General features: G+C 34.9%; 15 protein-coding genes and 1 pseudogene. 4 read left to right on the top strand and 12 right to left on the bottom strand.

What is annotated here, in order from left to right; genetic code table 11:
* Positions 1-289: 289 nt before the first annotated feature.
* From DMB92_RS06015 to DMB92_RS05980, 8 genes are all read right to left on the bottom strand, one after another.
* Complete coding sequence (locus DMB92_RS06015; protein ID WP_142682151.1) at positions 290-1,627, bottom strand: major outer membrane protein; 1,338 nt, start codon at positions 1,625-1,627, stop codon at positions 290-292.
* 171 nt (positions 1,628-1,798) lie between these two features.
* On the bottom strand, positions 1,799-3,121 hold the full coding sequence (locus DMB92_RS06010; RefSeq protein WP_142682150.1) for a major outer membrane protein: 1,323 nt from the start codon (positions 3,119-3,121) through the stop codon (positions 1,799-1,801).
* A 200-nt stretch (positions 3,122-3,321) separates the two neighbouring features.
* Complete coding sequence (locus tag DMB92_RS06005) at positions 3,322-4,620, bottom strand: major outer membrane protein (RefSeq protein WP_142682149.1); 1,299 nt, start codon at positions 4,618-4,620, stop codon at positions 3,322-3,324.
* Between the two features lie 516 nt (positions 4,621-5,136).
* On the bottom strand, positions 5,137-7,251 hold the full coding sequence (locus DMB92_RS06000; RefSeq protein WP_142682148.1) for a polyribonucleotide nucleotidyltransferase: 2,115 nt from the start codon (positions 7,249-7,251) through the stop codon (positions 5,137-5,139).
* Positions 7,252-7,377: 126 nt separating this feature from the next.
* Positions 7,378-9,474 (bottom strand): LPS-assembly protein LptD, encoded by a 2,097-nt coding sequence (locus DMB92_RS05995; RefSeq protein WP_260604764.1) that lies wholly within the window; start codon positions 9,472-9,474, stop codon positions 7,378-7,380.
* Complete coding sequence (locus DMB92_RS05990) at positions 9,467-9,919, bottom strand: RDD family protein (protein ID WP_142682147.1); 453 nt, start codon at positions 9,917-9,919, stop codon at positions 9,467-9,469. The genes DMB92_RS05995 and DMB92_RS05990 overlap by 8 nt, the downstream gene beginning before the upstream one ends.
* Positions 9,912-11,159, bottom strand: a complete 1,248-nt coding sequence (purD, locus tag DMB92_RS05985) for a phosphoribosylamine--glycine ligase (protein ID WP_142682146.1) — start codon at positions 11,157-11,159, stop codon at positions 9,912-9,914. The genes DMB92_RS05990 and purD overlap by 8 nt, the downstream gene beginning before the upstream one ends.
* Before the next feature lie 244 nt (positions 11,160-11,403).
* Positions 11,404-12,825, bottom strand: coding sequence for a hypothetical protein (locus tag DMB92_RS05980; protein ID WP_142682145.1), 1,422 nt, complete (start codon positions 12,823-12,825; stop codon positions 11,404-11,406).
* Between the two features lie 162 nt (positions 12,826-12,987).
* On the opposite strand from DMB92_RS05980, the gene DMB92_RS05975 reads away from it, so the two are divergent.
* The gene (locus DMB92_RS05975; RefSeq protein ID WP_142682144.1) at positions 12,988-13,545 is read left to right on the top strand and encodes a class I SAM-dependent methyltransferase; all 558 of its coding nucleotides are present in this window, start codon (positions 12,988-12,990) and stop codon (positions 13,543-13,545) included.
* Between the two features lie 69 nt (positions 13,546-13,614).
* Here DMB92_RS05975 and DMB92_RS05970 read toward each other — a convergent pair whose 3' ends face one another.
* Together DMB92_RS05970 and guaA are read right to left on the bottom strand one after the other, a co-directional pair.
* Positions 13,615-13,806 carry a hypothetical protein gene (locus tag DMB92_RS05970; RefSeq protein WP_142682143.1) on the bottom strand — a complete coding sequence of 64 codons (192 nt, stop codon included), beginning with the start codon at positions 13,804-13,806 and terminating at the stop codon, positions 13,615-13,617.
* Between the two features lie 115 nt (positions 13,807-13,921).
* Complete coding sequence (guaA, locus tag DMB92_RS05965; RefSeq protein ID WP_142682142.1) at positions 13,922-15,457, bottom strand: glutamine-hydrolyzing GMP synthase; 1,536 nt, start codon at positions 15,455-15,457, stop codon at positions 13,922-13,924.
* Positions 15,458-15,604: 147 nt separating this feature from the next.
* Between guaA and DMB92_RS05960 the strand changes: the two genes are divergently transcribed.
* The 3 genes from DMB92_RS05960 to DMB92_RS09175 all read left to right on the top strand — a co-directional run bounded on the left by DMB92_RS05960 (position 15,605) and on the right by DMB92_RS09175 (position 18,114).
* Positions 15,605-16,093: a hypothetical protein gene (locus DMB92_RS05960; RefSeq protein ID WP_142682141.1), complete on the top strand. Its 489-nt coding sequence runs from the start codon at positions 15,605-15,607 to the stop codon at positions 16,091-16,093.
* Positions 16,077-17,879, top strand: coding sequence for an excinuclease ABC subunit UvrC (gene uvrC, locus DMB92_RS05955; RefSeq protein WP_142682140.1), 1,803 nt, complete (start codon positions 16,077-16,079; stop codon positions 17,877-17,879). Before DMB92_RS05960 ends, uvrC begins: the two co-directional genes overlap by 17 nt.
* A 61-nt stretch (positions 17,880-17,940) precedes the next feature.
* A complete protein-coding gene (locus tag DMB92_RS09175; protein ID WP_185900171.1) occupies positions 17,941-18,114 on the top strand; it encodes a hypothetical protein in 174 nt (57 codons plus the stop codon).
* Between the two features lie 325 nt (positions 18,115-18,439).
* On the opposite strand, the gene DMB92_RS09550 is transcribed toward DMB92_RS09175, so the two are convergent.
* Entirely contained in the window at positions 18,440-18,955 is a 516-nt protein-coding gene (locus DMB92_RS09550) for a methyl-accepting chemotaxis protein (RefSeq protein ID WP_409513399.1), read from the bottom strand.
* Positions 18,956-19,576: 621 nt separating this feature from the next.
* A pseudogene (locus DMB92_RS09545) lies at positions 19,577-20,179 on the bottom strand (cache domain-containing protein); the annotation flags it as partial.
* Between the last annotated feature and the right edge of the window lie 14 nt (positions 20,180-20,193).

The following is a 20,193-nucleotide window of genomic DNA, read 5'->3' as shown; positions in this document are numbered from 1 at the left end:
TTTGCAACTGCAAAGAATTTGCCATTATGCTTTTTAGCGTTTGCGTAAATTTATAAATGAGGTATTAAAAACCCACTCATTTAAGCCACTTTGAGCTTTTATAATTTAGCTCTTTTAGTATATTTTAGTTTGTGCGATCTTACCTACTTCAAATTAAAAAATTTAGGCTTAATGCCACCATAAGATATTTAGACATGTTTTTAATGATAAAAAGAATAAAAATTTAAGAGAGGATTATAAATTTAGAGAAGTTTTAAATGGGGTTTGGCTTAGCAAACCCCATAAATTCTTAGAATTTATATAATGCTTGAAGGCGAACTGTGCTTTTTTTGTATTGATCACTATCAACACCAGAAGGCACATCACTTGAAGCATCAAGATAAGAGTAGTAAGCTAGGAAGCCAAGATTTTTGTTATAGTTATAGCTTAGCTCGCCTACGATTTCTGATTTTTTACCACCACCAGCGGCAACACCATAATGTCCTGCTTTAGTGCTACCAAAGACATATTGAGCGCCTATGCGGATATCTTGAGGTAGAGTATAACCAGCTCCTACATAAGTATAAGCACTTTTACCAAGAGCATCAGTTAGTCTTGAACCCTCAGCATAGAAAAGTTCTTTACCAAGTAAGCCTATAGAGTTTTGATCTTCTACAGTATTTACTGTAACCTTATCATCTTTACCATAGCTTACATAACCAAGTGTTCCATCAAAGCCATAACCCTTGATCGTACCATCAACTCTGTATAACATACCATTATCAACAGCATTATTAAGCTTATCTTTAAGTGCTGAGTCAAGTGAGTTTCCAAGATAAGAAGCTCTTATGTTCCACTTAAGATCTTCAGCAAGATCTAAGCCGTATTTTACATCAAGTGCATAAAGTGTAGCTCTTTTTTGCATATAACCAAACCAAACTTGTGCATCAAGACTTGATCCACCAAGATCAAAAGAGGTTATAGCTGCTGCACCATAAAGATTTTGTCTATAAAAGAAATCAGATACATAAGCATAGCTACCAGCACCTGTTCCTTGAACTTGACTAGCTACTACATTTTGATAAGCTGAAGCTCCGCCTTTGTTATTTGCAAAAGCTCTTTCGCCATCGCCTACTTCAAAGCCATCGACCCAAAAAGCTGCTAAGGTAACACCCTCGATAGAAGTGTTTACAAGCTTACCAGCTATACCCACCATATCATCTGTCCAGATAGTGCCTAGCTCTTGACGACCTACGATCACTGAGGTTGCATAGTCGCTGTTTGTATACTCTAAGTAAGCTTGGCGAAGGTTAAAAGCTCTTTGTGTATCTGCACTATTGCCATTTGTAGTAGGACCATAACCACCATTTGCTGACTCACCATACTGAGCTTGACCAAATACCTTAAAATCATCAGCTATACTTGCCTTTACACCAAGTCTTGCTCTGATCTTGTGGCTTTGTTTTGAAGTCGCTGTAGAGCTTTGTCCTATAAGAGGAGCTGCCACATCACTTGCTGTATCATAGCGGTAACGCAAATTTCCTGTAAAATCAACATTTTTAATCGCATCTTCTAAAGAAACAGCGTTTAATGCTGATAAAGAACCAGCAGCTAAGGCTGCAACTAAACTTAGTTTTACTAACTTCATTGAGAATTCTCCTTTACTGAAATTTAAAATTAGTGGTATTAGTGTAGCATAAGAGTTCGTAAAACTTGCTTAAATTTTGTTTAAAATGCCCAAAAATAGAATAAAATTTATAAGATTTAAAAGATAAAATTTGTTTTTTTAGGGTTTGTTTAGACAAACCCTAAGTGAAAATTAGAATTTATAAAGTGCTTGAAGACGGATAGTGTTTTTCTTGTAATTATCTTCATTTAAGCCGGATCTGAGATCACTTGAGGCATCAAGATAAGAATACCAAGCTTGGAAATTTAAAGCCTTGTTATAATCATAACTTACTAAGCCTAAAATTTCTTGCTTTTTACCACCGCCATCTTCTGAGCCTAAAGCACCTACCTTAGTTGCACCAAAAAGATAATGCACATTTAAGCTCACACCTTGAGGGAGAGTATAGCCTACTTTTGCATAAGCATAAGCATTTTCACCCTTATCGCCTGTAAGGTTTGATCCTTTTGAGTAGAAAAGTTCTTTGCCCGGTAAGCCTAGTTTGCCTGTGTCTTCAACTGTGTTTACGGTGTAAGCGTCTTTTTTACCATAGCCAAGATATCCAAGTGTTCCGTTAAAACCATAACCCTTGAGATCGCCTTCTACTCTATAAAAAGTGCCATTATCTACTTTTGCTTGGTAGCGTCTAGCAACATAGTCTTTCAAAGTAGAATCAACAGAGTTTCCTAGATAAGAAGCTCTTAAGCCCCAATTTAAATCCTCAGCTATATCAAGGCTGTATTTTACATCAAGAGCATAAAGAGAGGCTCTTTTTTGCATAAAACCATACCAAAGTTGAGCGTCGATCTTTTGTCCTCCAAGATCAAAAGAGGTTACAGCAGCTGCACCGTAAAGGTTTTGTCTAAAGAAGAAATCGTGGAGGTTAGTTCCAGGAATGTCTTGATTTTGTGCGTTTTTAAGATTTGTAGTAAAAAGCGTGGTATTAAAAGCTTCATCGCCATCACTTTCCATTTCAAAACCATCGACCCAAAAAGCTGCTAAGGTAACGCCCTCGATAGAAGTGTTTGTAAGCTTACCAGCTATACCCACAAAATCATCTGTCCATATAGTGCCTAATACTTGGCGACCAACAGAGGCTGAGGTTGCGTAATCACTCAAGACATATTCTAAATATGCTTGGCGAAGTTTTAAAGAACCTTGAGTATCAGCACGGTTGCCATCAGCTACAGAACCATAACCACCCTCATTAGAGTTTCCATACTGAGCTTGACCAAAGACTCTAAATTCATCAGAGATATGGGCATTAGTGTTAAGCTGGGCTCTTAAGCCGTGTCTTTGTTTTCTTTTGATAGAACTTTGAGTGTTATTTGCAAAGGCACTTGCTGTATCATAGCGGTAACGCAAATTTCCTGTAAAATCAACATTTTTAATCGCATCTTCTAAAGAAACAGCGTTTAATGCTGATAAAGAACCAGCAGCTAAGGCTGCAACTAAACTTAGTTTTACTAACTTCATTGAGAATTCTCCTTTACTGAAATTTAAAATTAGTGGTATTAGTGTAGCATAAGAGTTCGTAAAAATAACTTAAATGAAAATTAAACAACTTAAAAAGATCAATGGGGATAGGAAATGCCTTTTTGGTATAGATAAGAATTTATGATAAAAATAAATTTAAATTAAACAAGCGTAATTGTTCAACTACGCTTGTTTGAGTTTTAGAAATTATATATGGCTTGAAGACGGACAGTGTTTTTCTTGTAATTATCTTCATTTAAGCCAGATCTGAGATCACTTGAGGCATCAAGATAAGAATACCAAGCCAAGAAATTTAGGTTTTTGTTGTAGTTGTAGCTTACCTCGCCTACGATTTCTTGCTTTTTGCCACCGCCATCTTCTGAGCCTAAAGCACCTACCTTAGTTGCACCGAAGATATAAGTAAGACCGATTCTCACATCTTGAGGGAGGGTATAACCCGCTACTGCATAAGCATAAGCATTTTCACCCTTATCGCCTGTAAGGTTTGATCCTTTTGAGTAGAAAAGTTCTTTACCTGCTAAGCCAAGCTGACCTACATCTTCAACTGTGTTCACGGTGTAAGCGTCTTTTTTACCATAGCCAAGATATCCAAGTGTTCCATCAAAGCCATAGCCTTTTAAAGCACCCTCCACCCTATAAAAAGTGCCATTATCTACTTTTGCTTGGTAGCGTCTAGCAACATAGTCTTTCAAAGCTGAATCAACAGAGTTTCCTAGATAAGAAGCTCTTAAGCCCCAATTTAAATCCTCAGCTATATCAAGGCTGTATTTTACATCAAGAGCATAAAGAGAGGCTCTTTTTTGCATAAAACCATACCAAAGTTGAGCGTCGATCTTTTGTCCTCCAAGATCAAAAGAGGTTACAGCAGCTGCACCGTAAAGGTTTTGTCTAAAGAAGAAATCGTGGAGGTTGTCTTTTGTTCCATTTTCAAAAAGTGCAAAAGCTTCATCGCCATCGCCTTCCATTTCAAAGCCATCGACCCAAAAAGCCGCTAAGGTAACGCCTTCAATAGAAGTGTTCGTAAGCTTACCAGCTATACCCACAAAATCATCTGTCCATATAGTGCCTAGCTCTTGGCGACCAACAGAAGCTGAGGTTGCGTAATCACTCAAGACATATTCTAAATACGCTTGGCGAAGAACAAAAGGTTCATCAGTTTTTGCTCTGTTGTTGTTGCCGTTACCAGTTGTAGGACCATAACCACCCTCTGTTGTTGGCTGAAACTGAGCTTGACCAAAGACTCTAAATTCATCAGAAATATGAGCTTTTGCACCAAGAACAGCCCTAAAGTTGTGGTTTTGCTTTCCTCCAACAGAACTTTGAGTGTTGTTTGCAAAGTCGCTTGCTGTGTTGTAGCGGTAACGCAACTGACCTGAAAGATCAACATTTTTAATCGCTTCTTCTAAAGAAACAGCGTTTAATGCTGATAAAGAACCAGCAGCTAAGGCTGCAACTAAACTTAGTTTTACTAACTTCATTGAGAATTCTCCTTTACTGAAATTTAAAATTAGCACACACACTATAACATAAGAACTTGAAAAGAATTCTTAAATAAAGCTAAAAAATCCTAAAAACATGAGTAAAAATGTGTAAAATCGTAAATTTTATACAAAAAATCAGAATGGATTTTGTACATTTTGTTTGAGATAAAAATCCCCTAAACCAATAAGCTTATAAGCTTGATATTTTATTTAAAATAATTTAAGAAGCTTTTTATAAAATCAAGCTTAGCCTTTTTGAGCTAAAACGGCTAAGATATAAGGTTCAATGATAAATTTGCATTAATTCTTAAGCCCAAAAAGAATAAATTTTCAATTCCTTATAAATTTAAAACCCCTTTAAAATGACTAAGCTTAATATCTTATCCTTACTTACTTTGCTAGTTTAGCTATAATTTATCTCAAATCTTAATCCTTTAGCTAAAACAAAAATTATCAAAAAGATTTTTACTCTTTTTCAAAGCCTTAAACCAATAAATTTTTGAGCTGATAAATTTAAGCTAAATCAAGAGCCACCTTGCCATTTTTAAGCTCTGCAACCTTGACTTTGATCATATCGCCTTCTCTTAGCATGGTTTGAATTTTAGAGCCGTGCAAAAGCCCATCTATACCATCTCTTAGCTCAACAAATGCTCCAAAAGGTGCTATGGTTTTTACCTTGCCTTCAAATTCTTCGCCTATATCAAAATGAGGAAGCTCTTTTTTAAAAGGCTTTTTGCCTGCAAATTTAGTATCTTTAGAAATAAGCGCTAAGATATAATCCTTAGCCTCTTTTACTTGAGTAGAATTTGTCCCAGCGATCTTTACTCCTCCTTGATCTCGGTCAAGGTCGATCGAAACGCCAAATTTATCAATGATTTCTTTAATAGTTTTGCCCGCTTGACCTATGATATCGACTATTTTCTTTGGATCTATGCTAAAAAGCTCAAGTTTTGGTAGGTTTTCTTCATTGACAATGATTTTTCTATCAGCTTCTTCCATGATAGAAAGAATATGAAGTCTTGCTTCTTTTGCTTGATATAAGGCAGTTTTTAGCGTGTCTTGATCTATGCCACCTAGTTTTATATCCATTTGTAAGGCTGTGATACCCTCCTTGCTTCCTGCAACCTTAAAATCCATATCCCCATCATGATCTTCAAGTCCCATTATATCAGTAAGCACAGCTGTTTGACCCTCTTCAAACACAAGTCCCATAGCAACACCTGCTACAAGCTTTGCACTCTTTACCCCAGCAGCACGAAGAGCCAAAGCTCCACCGCAAACAGTAGCCATAGAACTTGAGCCGTTGCTTTCTAAAATTTCACTCACCAAGCGGATCACAAAGGGATAAGCCTCATCTACGCTTGGATATAAGGCTCTTTTAGCTAAATTTCCATGCCCTAGCTCTCTTCTACCCGGTGCTTTTATAGGGCTTGCTTCGCCTACTGAAAAGCCCGGAAAATTGTAATTAACCATAAATCTTTCGCTTATAGGTGCTTTTTCGGTAAGCAAATCAAACATTTGAGCATCGCTATCGCTACCTAGAGTCGCAACAACAAGGGCTTGAGTTTGTCCTCTCGTAAAAAGACAAGAACCATGTGCATTTGGCAGGATATTTGTTTCTATGCTGATAGGACGCACTTCATTTAAGGCTCTGCCATCAGCTCTTTTTTTCTCAGTGATGATTTGGTGGCGAACGATCTTTCTTTTAGCCTTATTTAAAGCATTTAACACCTCTTCTTCGTCCCAGCTTGCATCAACTACGATTTGATGAGATAAAACTTCTTTTGCAAGCTCATAAATTTCGCTAGCTCTTTCGCTTTTTGCCATTTGGTTGATCGCATTTTTAAGCTTGGCTGAGAAATTATCTTCCACAAAACTAAGAAGTTCTAAATTTTCATTTTCGATTTTGTATTCTAAATTTGCTGTTTTTCTATGCTTTAAAAATAGCTCTTCATATGAATTTGAGCCATTTAAAATCGCTTTTTGAGCAAGATTTAAAGCATGTAAAACCTCATCTTCACTTAGCTCATTCATAGCCTGTATATCTTCATTTTTACTTGGTAAAGCTCTCATTTCTATCATCAAAAGCTCATCTTTAACACCTGCTACATAAAGATCAAGGCTTGATTTTTTAAGCTCGGTATTGCTTGGATTTAAAACAAACTCATGATCAATCCTTGCTATACGCACTCCACAAACAGGAGCTTTGATAGGAATATCACTTAAAAAAAGTGCCACACTTGCAGCATTTAAGCTCATCACTTGCAAATCCACTTCACTATCAGCACTTAAAACCATGACAACAATTTGCGTTGGATAGGCATAACCCTTTGGAAAAAGAGGTCTTAAGGATCTATCGATAATGCGAGCTGTTAGGGTTTCTGCATCACTTGGCTTGGTTTCTCTTTTGATATAACCACCCGGGATTTTACCCACTGAATAAGTTTTTTCAATATATTGCACAGTTAAAGGCAAAAAGTCCTCATCTACAGGTTTATTTTCCCTAGCGACTGTGGCTAAAACAACGCTTTTTCCTTGCCTCATCAAAACAGCTCCTGCGGCTTGCTTGGCAACCTTATCCACATCAAAAATTTCTAAATGGTGGTTTAGTTCTATGCTGTATTGCATTTTTTCTCCTTGTTTTTGATGAAAAAGCGAGCTTACTAAATTTTGCTTTCAAAACTTAGTAAGCACCTTTTTTCATCTTTGATAATAAGTTATAGCTAAAAAAGGCTAACCTTTCTTAAATAGAACTTATAAAGAATTTACAGCATTTTCATTTTCTTCTAAGGCAAAGTCATACTTCACACCTCCTATAGGATAGAGATTGAAAACAAAATACACCCCACTTTTGTTTTTTGCCTTGATACCTGCACTTGTAAGCTGAGGATCTATCCTTTCTCTATACATTAAAGAATAATTCCAACATTTTCTTTGAAAGGTATAGCCAAGCTCCCAAGAATTAATATTTGCTCTATTTGTATCAAACCAAATACCTGAAAAGAAATTAAAATTTGCATTATAAGAATAATTTGCCTGAGTTCCTATAAAGCTGTATTTTGGTGCTTGAGAAATGACACCATTTTGACGCACTGACAAATCACTATCGTATTTATAAGCATGAGAGAAATTTAAGTTAAAGCGGTTAAAATCAATATCAATGCCACTTAAAACCTTGACAAAGCGTCTTTGTATGTAAGAATACTCAGCCTCATTTGAAAGAGTGATATTTTGGCTCAAATAATACTCAACAAGATTATTTAGCTTATCCCAACTTGTGATATCTATGTCATAATTAACATTAAGCCTATGTTTAAATTTCTTTTCACCCTTGTTGTTATAAAAATACTGCACAGCTTTGAGCTTAAAATCCTGTGGGCTTGTGTTGGTTTTTAAAAAATCCTCAGTGATTTCGCCTGATTTTGCACCCGTTAAAAAATACTCAGCTCCAAAATGTAAGCTATGGTAAAAATAAGAATAAGGCTTTGAAAGATCGGTATAAAGATAAAAGGTGTGGGAGTTTTCAAAGCGGTATTCTTTGTCTTTTTGGTATTGTGGACGGTTAGCATAATGAGCGATAGAATAATGCAAACTTTCACTAAATTTAAAATGCAAAAAATCATCAAATATACCCATATGATAAGTAAGCGGAAGGTCAAAATCCATGTAGTTTGCATAAGTGCCTATTTCTCTATAATACCTATGAAAATTAGCATCAAATGAATATTGGATATAGTTGTTAAAAATGCCATCTAAAAATCTATGATACTGAAATGAGGGGTATTCTTGAAGCGTATTTTTGTTATTTGCTACTGAGGTATCTATATAATACTTGGAATACATGGCATAATAATTATTTTCATCAGCTAAAAAATAATTAAATTTAGAAGTTGCCAAAGAGGTTAAATCCCTATAATCCCTACGCCCTAAATTAAGATAATCCACATCATTAAGATAAATTCCATCTATCCACAAACCCTCTTGGAAATTGTTTGAGAAAAAATCCTTGATGAGATTTGTTCTTAGGTATTTAAATTCAAATCCAAAATGTTGTTTATTTTTTAACTGCTCCTTTTTAAAATAAGCATTTTGTTCCCTAAAATATCCTGTATTAAACTCGGCATTAGAATACATTGAATCAACAATCCTAAAAGTCGTATACGATCCTAAACCTCTTGAGCTTCTATACTGAGGGTCAAGCTCTAGATCCCAGCTATCATATGCTGCTATGTAAATTGGTTGTTCATAATAAAAACCATCATTTGAATTTAGCTCTATTTTTGGTATCAAAAGCCCCGTTTGTCTTGAGGTATCTACACTAAAACCAAAATAAGGAAGATAGAAAATAGGCACATTTTTTACATAAAATTTAGCATTATAGACATTAAGAAACTGGGTATCTCTGTTAAGATCTGCACTGCTAAATTTAATCTGCCAATCAGGATTTTCTACATTACAACTTGAAACGCTTGAGTTTTTTCCTGTGAAGAATTTATCATCAAGCGAACTTTGTCCGCTTTGAAACCAAACTTCCATATCGTTATTTGCAAAAAAAAAGTTTTCAAAATCAGCCTCATTGGAGTTTAAATTTACCTTAGCATAGCAAGAATTGATCTTTTCTTTTTCGCCTCTTAAGACATTGACATTTCCAAAAAGTTCTATATCTTTGGTTTTATCGTTGTATTTTGCCTTGTTTGCACTGATAAAATACTCATCTGAAAATACTAAAACTTCAGAATCTGAACTTATAATATCGCCACTTTTTTGAGCCGAACTTGTATAAAAATCTACTTGCTGAGGAGTTGCATATAAACTAAAAAAAGAGGTAAAAAAAAGCAGAGCTTTACGCAAGTTCTATCACCACAGTTTTTGCTACATAATCTTGCCAAGTCTTTCTTGCATCATTACTTAAAGCCCAAGCAAAACCAAGCATAAAAGCCATATCGCTCAACTGACGCACGATAGAGCGGATCATACTTTGAGCTATACTTGGTTTATCAAGGAGATTTTCATCAAGAATGGCTATTTTGCAAATAATCTTTCCTATACTTGCTCCATACAAATAAGTAAAAATACTATGATAAGCAAACTGGAGCAAGATAAGTCCATAAAGAAAATTTTGCACTATAAGTAGAACTTCAAATTCATCTTTTGCATTGATGATTTGGTTAAAAAGTATGGCTATAGTGATGAAACTTAAAATAATATTGTCGATAAAATACGCAAGCACTCTTTTTGTAAAACTCGCGATCTTTAAACCCTCTCTATCAAGTCTTGAAAGTAAATCATTATCCATGAAGCACCTGTGCTGCTATATCTTTTCTAAACTGCTTGCCCTTAAAATAAACATTCTCACAAAGCTTGTAAGCATTTTTTTGGGCTTGCTCTATGCTCTTACCCACTCCAACACAAACCAAAATCCTACCTCCACTTGCATAAAGCTTCTTATCTTCAAGGCTTACTCCAGCATAAGAAAGATGCGTGCGAGCTGGTATATCTTTTATATCAATGAGTTCTTTATCGCTTGATTTATAGGGATAATTCTTACTTGCACATACCACGCCTACAGCAAATTCATCTTTAATGACAATGTTTGTATATTTAAGTCTTTTTTGAACGCTTGCAAGGATAAGCTCTAAAGGGTTTTCTATCAAGGGCATTAAAACTTCGCACTCTGGATCTCCAAAACGCACATTAAATTCCAAAACATAAGGTTCATGATCCACAACCATAATGCCAGCAAATAAAACACCTTTAAATTCGTTGTTTTCAGCTTTCATTCCCCTAAGTGTTGGAATGATGATATCTTTTTTTATCTTTTCCAAAAGCCTTTCATCAGCTAAGGTACTTGGGGCATAAGCTCCCATTCCTCCTGTGTTTGGACCCTCATCATGATCAAGCAATTTTTTATGATCTTGTGCTGCTGGCAAAAGCACGAAATCTTGCCCATCACAAACAGCAAAAACGCTAAGCTCAAAGCCTTGCAAAAACTCCTCTATCACTACGCTTTTTCCAGCCTCGCCAAAGCTTTTCCCACTTAGCATTTTTGAAGCTGCTTGCAAAGCTTCATCGCTAGTTTGTGCGATAATCACGCCTTTTCCCGCACAAAGTCCGTCAGCTTTTACGACTATGGGAGGATTTAATTTTTTTATAAACTCACTTGCCTCGTCTAAATTCCTAGTGCTTAAAAAACGCGCTGTTTTGATATTATGTCTTTTTAAAAAGTCTTTCATAAAAACTTTAGAGCTTTCAAGTCTCGCGGCTGATTTACTTGGACCAAAGATAGCTAAATTTTCTTTTTCAAAGCGATCAACTATACCACGAGCCAAAAAATCCTCGCTTCCAACGATACACAAATCAATTTTTTCATTTTTTGCAAAGAAAAGTAGCTCCTCATCTGTTTTAAAGCTTAAATTTTTCCCCAAATTTAAAGTGCCACCATTTCCGGGCGCGAAAAAAAACTCCCTATCCTCAGCTTTTAAAGCTAAAGCTATGGAATATTCTCTAGCTCCACTACCTAAAATTAAAATCTTCATTTTAACTCCTAAAAACCCAAATGGTCGTTTGCACAAGCACTGACCCTAAAAGATCAAAGCATACCGCTAGGCTATCCTTAAAGGCTACAACTTCTCGCTTTTTTCAAAGCTCAAACGACGCCACAGACACATTGTAATAGCACACTCGCAGTAAAATAATAATGTGTTGGATCCTCTTTAACGCTAGACGAGCCATTCAGGCGTAAGTATTATAACTTTTTAAAGCTTAAAGATTAATGCAAAATCAAAGAAGTTTAAATTTAGTCTTACCTTGTCTGTCAAAATTTTTACCCTCTAATATGACATCGGCTGTTTTTTCCCAAAGATTTTTTTCATCCAAATATACCATATCAAAATTATTATCACGCATTAAGGATTGGTAATTAACCTTTTTGGGAGCGTATTTTACGATAAAGTAAGGATTGAGTGTAAAAACTTGAATCTTTATTTTTGTAAGCAAATCAAGATCCGTTGTAACGACCAGGAATTTTTTTCTGTGTTCTTTTGTGATTTTTTGCACATAAGCTAAAAGTTTTTGATCAGTTGGATTTAAAGAGCTTTTATCTAAACGACTAAGATAAAGTTCAGCAAAAGAAATCACACAAAATGAATTTTCTATATTATTTCTTGTAAAATATGAATTTTTAACCCCAGAAGATTTTAAGGCTATATTCCAAATATATCTATCCATAATAGTCGCACACATATTAAGCCCTGTAACGATTTTATGAAAGAGCTTTTCTCTTGAAAGCTTAAAAGCATTTTCAAAAAGTGCGTAATTTTTCTTATAAAAATCAGCCCTTAAGGCTTCTAATTTTTTTAAGGTTTCTTCAAAATAGTTAATTTCCTTTAAAAGTTCATCCATTCTTTCTTGTTTTTTTTGAAGTTTTTCCGCATCAGGCTTTGGCTTTGAACTTTCAAGCTTGTGTTCCATTTGAGTGCTTTTAAGCTGGTGCTTACAAGAAGCAAGGCGGTTTTTGCGTTGATCAATAGTCGCAGCTAGGGCTTGATAATGACACTGCAAAGACAAAAAGGTTTCATTAAAAATTTTTACTATATTCAAAAGCTTTTGTTTATCTCTCATGTCATTATATGAGTTTTCAAGGTGCATCATAATGCTTCGAATAGATGCAAATTGGGTTTGATTTATGGAATTATCCATAAAAAGCAAGGTATCAAAAGCCTTGATCAAAAATCTTTTTACGATAAAATAATCAAGCACACAAGGAACATCTTTGATATTATCAACGCTAACCTTTAAGGCTTCTACGGCTAAAATTTCTCCTGAAAAATACTTCTGTATAGCCTGAGGGATAGTAAGAGATAAGGGGATAGCATCCATTGTATCAAAATCAATAGTTCTAAAAAGCTGAGTGATATAAGCACTTCTGCGTGAGTTTTGTAAGTCTTCAAGCTCTTCATCTCCGGCAGTTCTAAAAAAATCCTGTTCAGTGATAAAATCACCCTCTTTAAATTCTTGAAATTTTGATGGACGAATACCCGTAATATGTTTTCCATCAGCACGAAATTCAACGAGCATTCCAACACTTGGCATACTTTTTTTATCATGCCAGCTTTGCCCATTGAAATCAAAAAAAATCTTTGCATTATCCATAACAGTTCCACGCCCAGTGGAATCCATATATACCATTATTTTTCCGTGCATTTCTTTCCTTAAAGCTTTTGTAGCTCTAGATTGTAACTTTTATTTCATAAAAAAACTATAAATTTTTATATTTTTTATAAAAATTCATTTTAAATTCACAAAAGAATTATACTATTTCGTCGAAAAAATTATCATTGAAATTTTAAAGGAAAATAAAATACTATGTTTATTTACCAGTACATAAAACACCCCAAACGCGTAGGAGCTTTATGTTCTAGTTCTCAAAAACTTGGTCTTGTTATTACAAAAGATTTAAATTTAAAAAAAGCTTCTAATATAGTAGAAATAGGTTCTGGAACAGGAGCATTCACAAGACACATACTCAAGCAAAAACAAGAAAATACTAATTTTTTTGCTGTTGAGATCAATCAAACCATGGCAATAAATTTAGTAAAAAAAGTTGGCAAAATCGATATAGAAGTAGGCGATGCCAAGTCTTTAAAGCAAATGCTAGAAAGAAGAAATATGCCTCATGCAAACCTCATTATCAGTGGAATTCCTTGGGCTATGCTTAAGGACATAGAGCAAGAAAGGCTTTTGCAAGTGATTTATGAGAGCTTAGCTGAAAATGGAGAATTTCGAACCTTTGCTTATATCCTACCTACACTTAAGGCTAAAAATTTTAGACAAAAACTATTTAAACTTTTTAAAGAAGTTCAAATTTCAAAAACAATTTGGCAAAATATTCCGCCTGCTTTTGTATATTTTTGTAAAAAATAAACTTTCAAGGCTAAAACCAAGACTTTGGCATAAGCTCGCTTAATATCTCTTCATTTTCTAGCATGATCTCTATTTGGCTGTATTTTTTAGCCCATGATGGATCATTAACTCTTTGCAAGCTCCACAAGGAGAAAGCAAGGTTTTGTCGCTATCAAGTGCTAGGATACGCCTAAGCTCATATTCACCCCAAATACAAAAAAATGATAAGCATACTAAAAATAGCACTTCGCTATCCCATGCACTATCCACACACGCCCACATAGATCTTACCCTTGCTACTTTGCAAGCTTACAGTTTACTTTAAAATTTGATGAAAGCCTATGAGGCTTTAAAGCCTTGTAAGCTTCATCATATAATCTTTGCCAACTTTGATCCATTATTCCCATTCTATCGTAGCTGGTGGCTTGCTTGATATATCATAAACCACGCGGTTTATCCCCTGAACCTCATTTATTATGCGGCGGCTAATATTTTCCAAAAGCTCATAAGGCAAATGCGAAAAGCTAGCCGTCATTCCATCACTTGCATTGACAACGCGAAGACAAATTGTATTATCATAGCTGCGGTTATCACCCATTACGCCGACACTTTTTACATTTAAAAGCACGCAAAAAGCCTGCCAAGTCTTATCATACCAGCCGCTACTTCTAAGCTCTTCAAGTAAGATAGTATCAGCTCTTCTTAAAAGCTCTAAGCCCTGCTCATTTACCTCGCCCATAATGCGAATAGCAAGACCTGGACCAGGAAAGGGATGGCGGAAAACTACTTCCTTGCTAAGCCCTAGTTCAAGCCCTAAAGAGCGCACCTCATCTTTAAAAATTTCTTTCAAAGGCTCGATTAATTTTAAGCTCATCTTTTCAGGCAAGCCTCCTACATTGTGATGTGATTTTATGGTCTTACTAGCACCGATAACCGAACTTTCAATGATATCAGTATAAAGCGTGCCTTGGGCTAGGAATTTAACGCCTTTGTGTTTTTTAGCCTCTTCTTCAAAGACCTCGATAAAGGTCTTTCCTATGATCTTTCTTTTTTGCTCAGGATCAAGCACACCCTTTAAACGGCTTAAAAAAAGCTTGCTAGCATCAAGGCTGATTAAGCTTATGCCTAAAGTGTTTTTAAACATAAACTCAACCTGCTGCCTTTCTCCTGCTCTTAAAAGACCGTTATCAACAAAGACTATGATAGCTTGATCCTTAATAGCACTTGCTAAAAGAGCAGCTACCACAGAGCTATCAACGCCCCCACTTACCGCACAAAGCACCTTAGAAGCTCCTACTTCTTCGCGGATTTTTTTAATCTGCTCCTTAGCAAAGCTTCCCATATTCCAAGAACTTTCACACTTGCAAATAAATTTAGCGAAATTTTTTAATATGCTTTTTCCAAACTCGCTGTGTTCAACTTCTGGGTGAAACTGCAAGGCATAAAAGTTAAGATCTTCATTTGCAAATACGCAAAACTCGCTGTTTTCACTTGTGGCAAGCACCTCGTAATCCTTTGGTAAGCTTTCTACCTTATCAGAGTGACTCATCCAAACGATTTGCTTTTTAGGCAAATTTTTAAACAAAGCACTATCTTTTTTAAGGTATATTTGAGCCTTGCCATATTCTTTATGCCCTGCAGGTGCAACCCTTGCTTTAAAATAATGAGCCATTAATTGCATACCATAACAAATGCCTAAAATAGGCAAGCCCAAGTCAAAAATACCCTTATCGCAAAAATACGCATCCTTAGCATAAACACTAGCTGGGCCTCCGCTTAAAATGATACCCCTTGGCTCTTTGGCTTTGATATCGCTTAAATTTACATTAAAAGGCATTATTTCAGCATAAAAGCCCTGCTCTCTTAGCCTTCTAGCAATAAGCTGGGTGTATTGGGAACCAAAGTCTAAAACTAAAATATCTACTTTCTTCATCTTTTTTTCCTTATCCTACCAACGATTTAAATCCTGATATACTCTCTTATCAATCACGGTTGCATTTTCATCTTTTAACTCATAAAAAGGATTTGCCTTATATCCACAAGCTACGAAAATTAAACATACATATGCTATAATAAACACATGAAAAAAACTCGAAATAAATTTCAAATCAACACCGCCTCAAGCGCTATCGCTCAGCTTATGCAAAAAAAACATTTTACGCCCTTGAAAAATCAAATTTTTTATAAAGATTTTTTACATGTCATGATGAGTGCTTCGCACCAAAGACTTATCTCAAAAATCTTTATACATAATTATACCCTAATGATACTTACAAAAAGTTCAAGTGGCGCACAAGAATTAAATCATGATGATGTTAAATTTAATCTTAAATTCCTCATCAAGCTTTATGCTCAAAAAAACCCTCTAAGTCCATTTTCTTCGGTAAAAGAAATAAAAATTTTTATGGATAGAAATTTCTCAAAAACGCTAAGCGTTAAAAATAATCCTCAAAAAAATACCTTTTTAGAGCTTAGCAATGGAACTTTCAAAAATCCCTTTGAAAATCCAAATTTAGCCCAAAAATTTGAAGAGCTAAGAAAGGCTATCAAAGATGCAAAAAAAGCCTGAAAGCTTGCTTGAAAAAGAGCTTCAAAGCCTGCCTAATACACCCGGAGTATATCAATTTTTTAACGCTCAAAATAAGCTTTTATATGTGGGCAAGGCAAAGGATCTTAAAAAAAGGGTTCGCTCTTATTTTGCCTTTAGTCCAAGCTTGCACGCAAGTTCTAAAAATTCCTTACGCATTCAAAAAATGATCGCTGAGGCTGTGCATTTGGAATTTATCAACACAAGCTCAGAAGCTGACGCTCTCATCTTAGAAAATTCCTTTATCAAGCAATTACACCCAAAATACAATATCTTATTAAGAGATGATAAGACCTATCCTTATATTTATATTGATTTTGAAGAGGATTTTGCAAGATTTAAGATCACAAGAAAGATCATTAAAAAGCCTAAGATCAAGTATTTTGGTCCCTTTTTTAAAGGAGCAAAAGCACTTTTAGACGCCCTTTATTTTTACTATCCTTTAAAGCAAAAGCAAAGCTGTGATAAGCCTTGTATTTTTTACCAAATTTCTCGCTGTCTTGCTCCTTGTGCTGGGCTTATTTCAAAGGCTGAATATGAAAAGATCTTACAAAGGGCTACAAAGGCTCTTTTAAATCCTAGCATTTTGATTAAGAATTTAGAACACTCCATGCTTGAGCTTGCTAAAAATGAAAACTACGAAGAAGCAGCCAAGCTAAGAGATCAAATCGCTACCATAAAAGATTTAGAAGTTAAAATAGAACTTGATATAGCAAGGCTTGAGGACTTTGATATCTTTGCTTTAGCTTTTGAAAATGAGCTTTTATGCACCCTTCGCTTTGTGATTCAAGACGGCAAAATCATCAGCGTATATCATAGGCTAAGTTCTTTGAAAGAATTTGATAAAAACGAAGCTTATAAGCAATTCATACTTGAAAGTTTTAGCATAGATACGCCTTTGAGTTCAAATAAAATTTTTATCTATGAAGACTTTGAGGATAGGCAGGTTTTGCAGGATTTGCTTTGTCAAAGATTTGAGAAAAAAATCAGCATAAATGCTCCAAAAATAGGCGAAAAAAGAAAAATTTGTGATCTAGCCTTTCAAAATGCTAAGCAAATGATCAAAAATCAAAGCAAGGACAAGGAAAGTTCTCTTTTAAATGAGCTTAGATCTTATTTTGAGCTTGAGCATTTGCCTCAAAGAATAGAGGTTTTTGATAATTCTCATATGCAAGGAAGGGCTATTGTTGGGGCTATGATAGTGTATGAAAAAGGCTTTCAAAAGGCTGCTTATAGGCATTTTCATCTAAATCATAATAATGATTATGAGCAAATGAAAGAGCTTTTAACTAAAAGAGCGATGAACTTTGAAAAAAATCCAGCTCCTGATTTGTGGCTCATAGACGGAGGCAAAACTTTACTAAAACTTGCTGATGAAATTGCTAAAAGTAGCGGAGCAAATATCGATATACTAGCCATTTCAAAGGAAAAAATTGACGCAAAGGCTCACAGGGCAAAGGGCTTTGCTAGGGATAAAATTCATTCTTTAAGGGGCGAGTTTAGCTTAAGCGTGCAAGATGAGAGGCTTTTATTTTTACAAAAACTGCGTGATGAGGCGCATCGCTTTGCAATCTCTTTTCATCAACACACAAAGAAAAAGCAAGATTTACAAAGCTCAAAGCTTAAAGGCTTGGGGCTTAGCGAGGGAGTTTTGCAAAAATTATTAGCTTATTTTGGGGACTTTGAAAATATTTATAAGGCTGATTTTAAAGAGCTTGAAGCTCTTTGTGGAAGCAAGAATGCAAGCAAGATTAAAAATTTAGTTTGACAATAACTTTTCAATTTGTTATAATTTTTAAGATAATTGATATCAACTAAAGGCTGAAAATTTGAAATTTTTTCTCTTATGCTTGAGTCTTTTTTGTTTGCTTTATGCAAGTTCTTGTCCTTATGCTGAGGTTGAGACAAGAAGTCCACTTTCTATGCTTTTAAGAGTTTTAACAGGGGTAAGTTATACCTATACAAGCTATGCTAATGTATCCAGTTTGGAGGATAATCTTTAAAGGATGGTCCTTTTTGCCAGGGAAGTGTTTGAGCTGTCATAATGGAAATGAAGATTATAGTAGAAATTCTAGCTTTCATTTTCTCTTTGATTTTTATGTATGTGCTTTGCTATTTTTCTTTACTTTTCAAGTCAAAGAAAAATATATTCGCTCTCATTCTTTTTCTAAGCTTTTTGGGCTTAGCCCATACATATGATAATAATTATTTTCTTTATTTTTTAGCTGTGCTTAGTCTTTTGCATCTTTACCTTTCTATCATTTATATAAGAAATGAGAATTTTTTTAAAAAATTCTCAAATAATTTAAAAGCATTTAAAAACAAAGTTTAAATTCTTTTTTGATTTACATCTTCTAAGATATTTTGAGCAATATCATCAACCCTTATGGCTATTTGATTTGTCTTTTCTGTTATGTCAGCACTCTTGTGCATTAAATTTTCTAGATTGCTGACACTTTCATCAATTTGCCCTAAACCCTGAACTTGCTCTTGTATAGAATTACTCATATCATTTATGCTTTGCACTAAGACATTGATATTTACTTCTATTTCTCCTAAGGATTTATCAGTTCTTTCAGCCAAGCTTCTTACCTCATCAGCAACCACAGCAAAGCCTCTGCCATACTCCCCTGCACGAGCAGCTTCTATAGCTGCATTAAGAGCTAAAAGATTGGTTTGCTCTGATATATCTTTAATGACTGTAACAATAGCCTTTATGTCATCAGCCTTTGAGCTTACTTCTTGAGTTCTTGTGGCAATGCTTTGCATTGAGGAGTTAATCTGGCTTACTGTGGCTGCTGAGTTTTGAAGTGCTACGGCTCGCTCTTTGTTTTGTGTGAGCATATTTGAAGTATAATCTTTAAGCTCATTTGAATTTTGAACCAAACTTTGTGCTGATTGCAAAGAATTTGCAAGCATTTTTTTGATCTCCTGACCCAAAAGATTAGTTACAAGCTCCACTTCTCCTTTTGCATTGTCTATCTCAGTAGTAAAATCCAAACTCTTATATGAATCAAAAACGCGTTTAAGATCATTCATATTGCTTCCAATTTTATTTTGTAAAATTTCAAGCATTTGATTAAATGCTTTTTTGAGATTGATCAATTCAGGATTAACAGGATCTTGAGTGATTTTAATAGCCAAGTTTCCACTTTCTACTTGTCTTACAACATTTAAAACTTCATTTACCATATTTTTATCTTTTTCTAAATGTATTTGAGTGTTTCTTACATTTGTATCAATCATCAAAGACATATGAGCAAATTCATCTTTAGTTTTGATAAGTTCGATTGAAACTGATGATTTTTTATGATTAATATAATCAAAAAACTCACTTAAATTTCTAGAAATAAGCTCTATAGAACGAACTATGGTCCTATAAAACCAAACTCCAAGAGGCATAAAAATGATTAAAAATGTAGCGGCTACTGCAAAAGCTGAGTAAAAACTTGAATTGATATGATCAATGATATAAGCCACCTCCTTTGCTACCAAATCCTGCAAGGTATCCGTATAAACAGCTGTTGAAATCCAAATATCATCGGTATTAGGTATCAACATGGCATAACTTTCTTTTTCAGCAATGATATTTGTCCCATCAGATTGAGGTTTAGTGAATTTATAGGTTACAAAGCCTCCACCTTGTTTCGCTTGCTTATATAACTCACTCACATAAGCTACACCATCAGAATCCTTAGCCTCAGCCAAATCCTTGCCCAAAAGATCTTTTCTTACAGGGTGAGCTACGGCTGTCGTCTTCTTATAAACATAATAATACCCACTTTTATCTTCTTCATATCTAAAAGTTTCTATGGCTTTAGCTATAAATTTAATCTGATCTTCTTCATCAGCACCACTTAAGACACTGCCCAAAGAATCAGCCATAGATTCTGTTAAAAGACGGACTTTTTCTTTAATCTGAACGCGATAAATTTCATAAGTTGTTCGCTCTAAAAAGCCTTTAATTTTTTCATTATTAAGGAAGAACTGCGTAAATATAGTTCCAACGATAAACACAATAGCCAAAGCAAGAGCCAAAAATTTATACTTAATACCAAATTTTTTCATGAGTACTCCTTAAT

It is taken from the genome of Campylobacter sp. MIT 99-7217 (assembly GCF_006864365.1).
Lineage (GTDB): Bacteria > Campylobacterota > Campylobacteria > Campylobacterales > Campylobacteraceae > Campylobacter_D.
The sequence above is the reverse complement of the archived record's forward strand: the minus strand, read 5'-3'. Positions and strand labels throughout refer to the sequence as shown.

What these genes read in the sequence shown, in the direction of transcription:
- DMB92_RS06000 (WP_142682148.1), bottom strand. Translation starts at nt 7,251, where the DNA reads ATGCAATACAGCATAGAACTAAACCACCATTTAGAAATTTTTGATGTG.
- DMB92_RS06010 (WP_142682150.1), bottom strand. Translation starts at nt 3,121, where the DNA reads ATGAAGTTAGTAAAACTAAGTTTAGTTGCAGCCTTAGCTGCTGGTTCT.
- DMB92_RS06015 (WP_142682151.1), bottom strand. Translation starts at nt 1,627, where the DNA reads ATGAAGTTAGTAAAACTAAGTTTAGTTGCAGCCTTAGCTGCTGGTTCT.
- uvrC (WP_142682140.1), top strand. Translation starts at nt 16,077, where the DNA reads ATGCAAAAAAAGCCTGAAAGCTTGCTTGAAAAAGAGCTTCAAAGCCTG.
- DMB92_RS05960 (WP_142682141.1), top strand. Translation starts at nt 15,605, where the DNA reads ATGAAAAAAACTCGAAATAAATTTCAAATCAACACCGCCTCAAGCGCT.
- guaA (WP_142682142.1), bottom strand. Translation starts at nt 15,457, where the DNA reads ATGAAGAAAGTAGATATTTTAGTTTTAGACTTTGGTTCCCAATACACC.
- purD (WP_142682146.1), bottom strand. Translation starts at nt 11,159, where the DNA reads ATGAAGATTTTAATTTTAGGTAGTGGAGCTAGAGAATATTCCATAGCT.
- DMB92_RS05990 (WP_142682147.1), bottom strand. Translation starts at nt 9,919, where the DNA reads ATGGATAATGATTTACTTTCAAGACTTGATAGAGAGGGTTTAAAGATC.
- DMB92_RS09550 (WP_409513399.1), bottom strand. Translation starts at nt 18,955, where the DNA reads ATGCTCACACAAAACAAAGAGCGAGCCGTAGCACTTCAAAACTCAGCA.
- DMB92_RS05980 (WP_142682145.1), bottom strand. Translation starts at nt 12,825, where the DNA reads ATGCACGGAAAAATAATGGTATATATGGATTCCACTGGGCGTGGAACT.
- DMB92_RS05970 (WP_142682143.1), bottom strand. Translation starts at nt 13,806, where the DNA reads ATGTGGGCGTGTGTGGATAGTGCATGGGATAGCGAAGTGCTATTTTTA.
- DMB92_RS05975 (WP_142682144.1), top strand. Translation starts at nt 12,988, where the DNA reads ATGTTTATTTACCAGTACATAAAACACCCCAAACGCGTAGGAGCTTTA.
- DMB92_RS06005 (WP_142682149.1), bottom strand. Translation starts at nt 4,620, where the DNA reads ATGAAGTTAGTAAAACTAAGTTTAGTTGCAGCCTTAGCTGCTGGTTCT.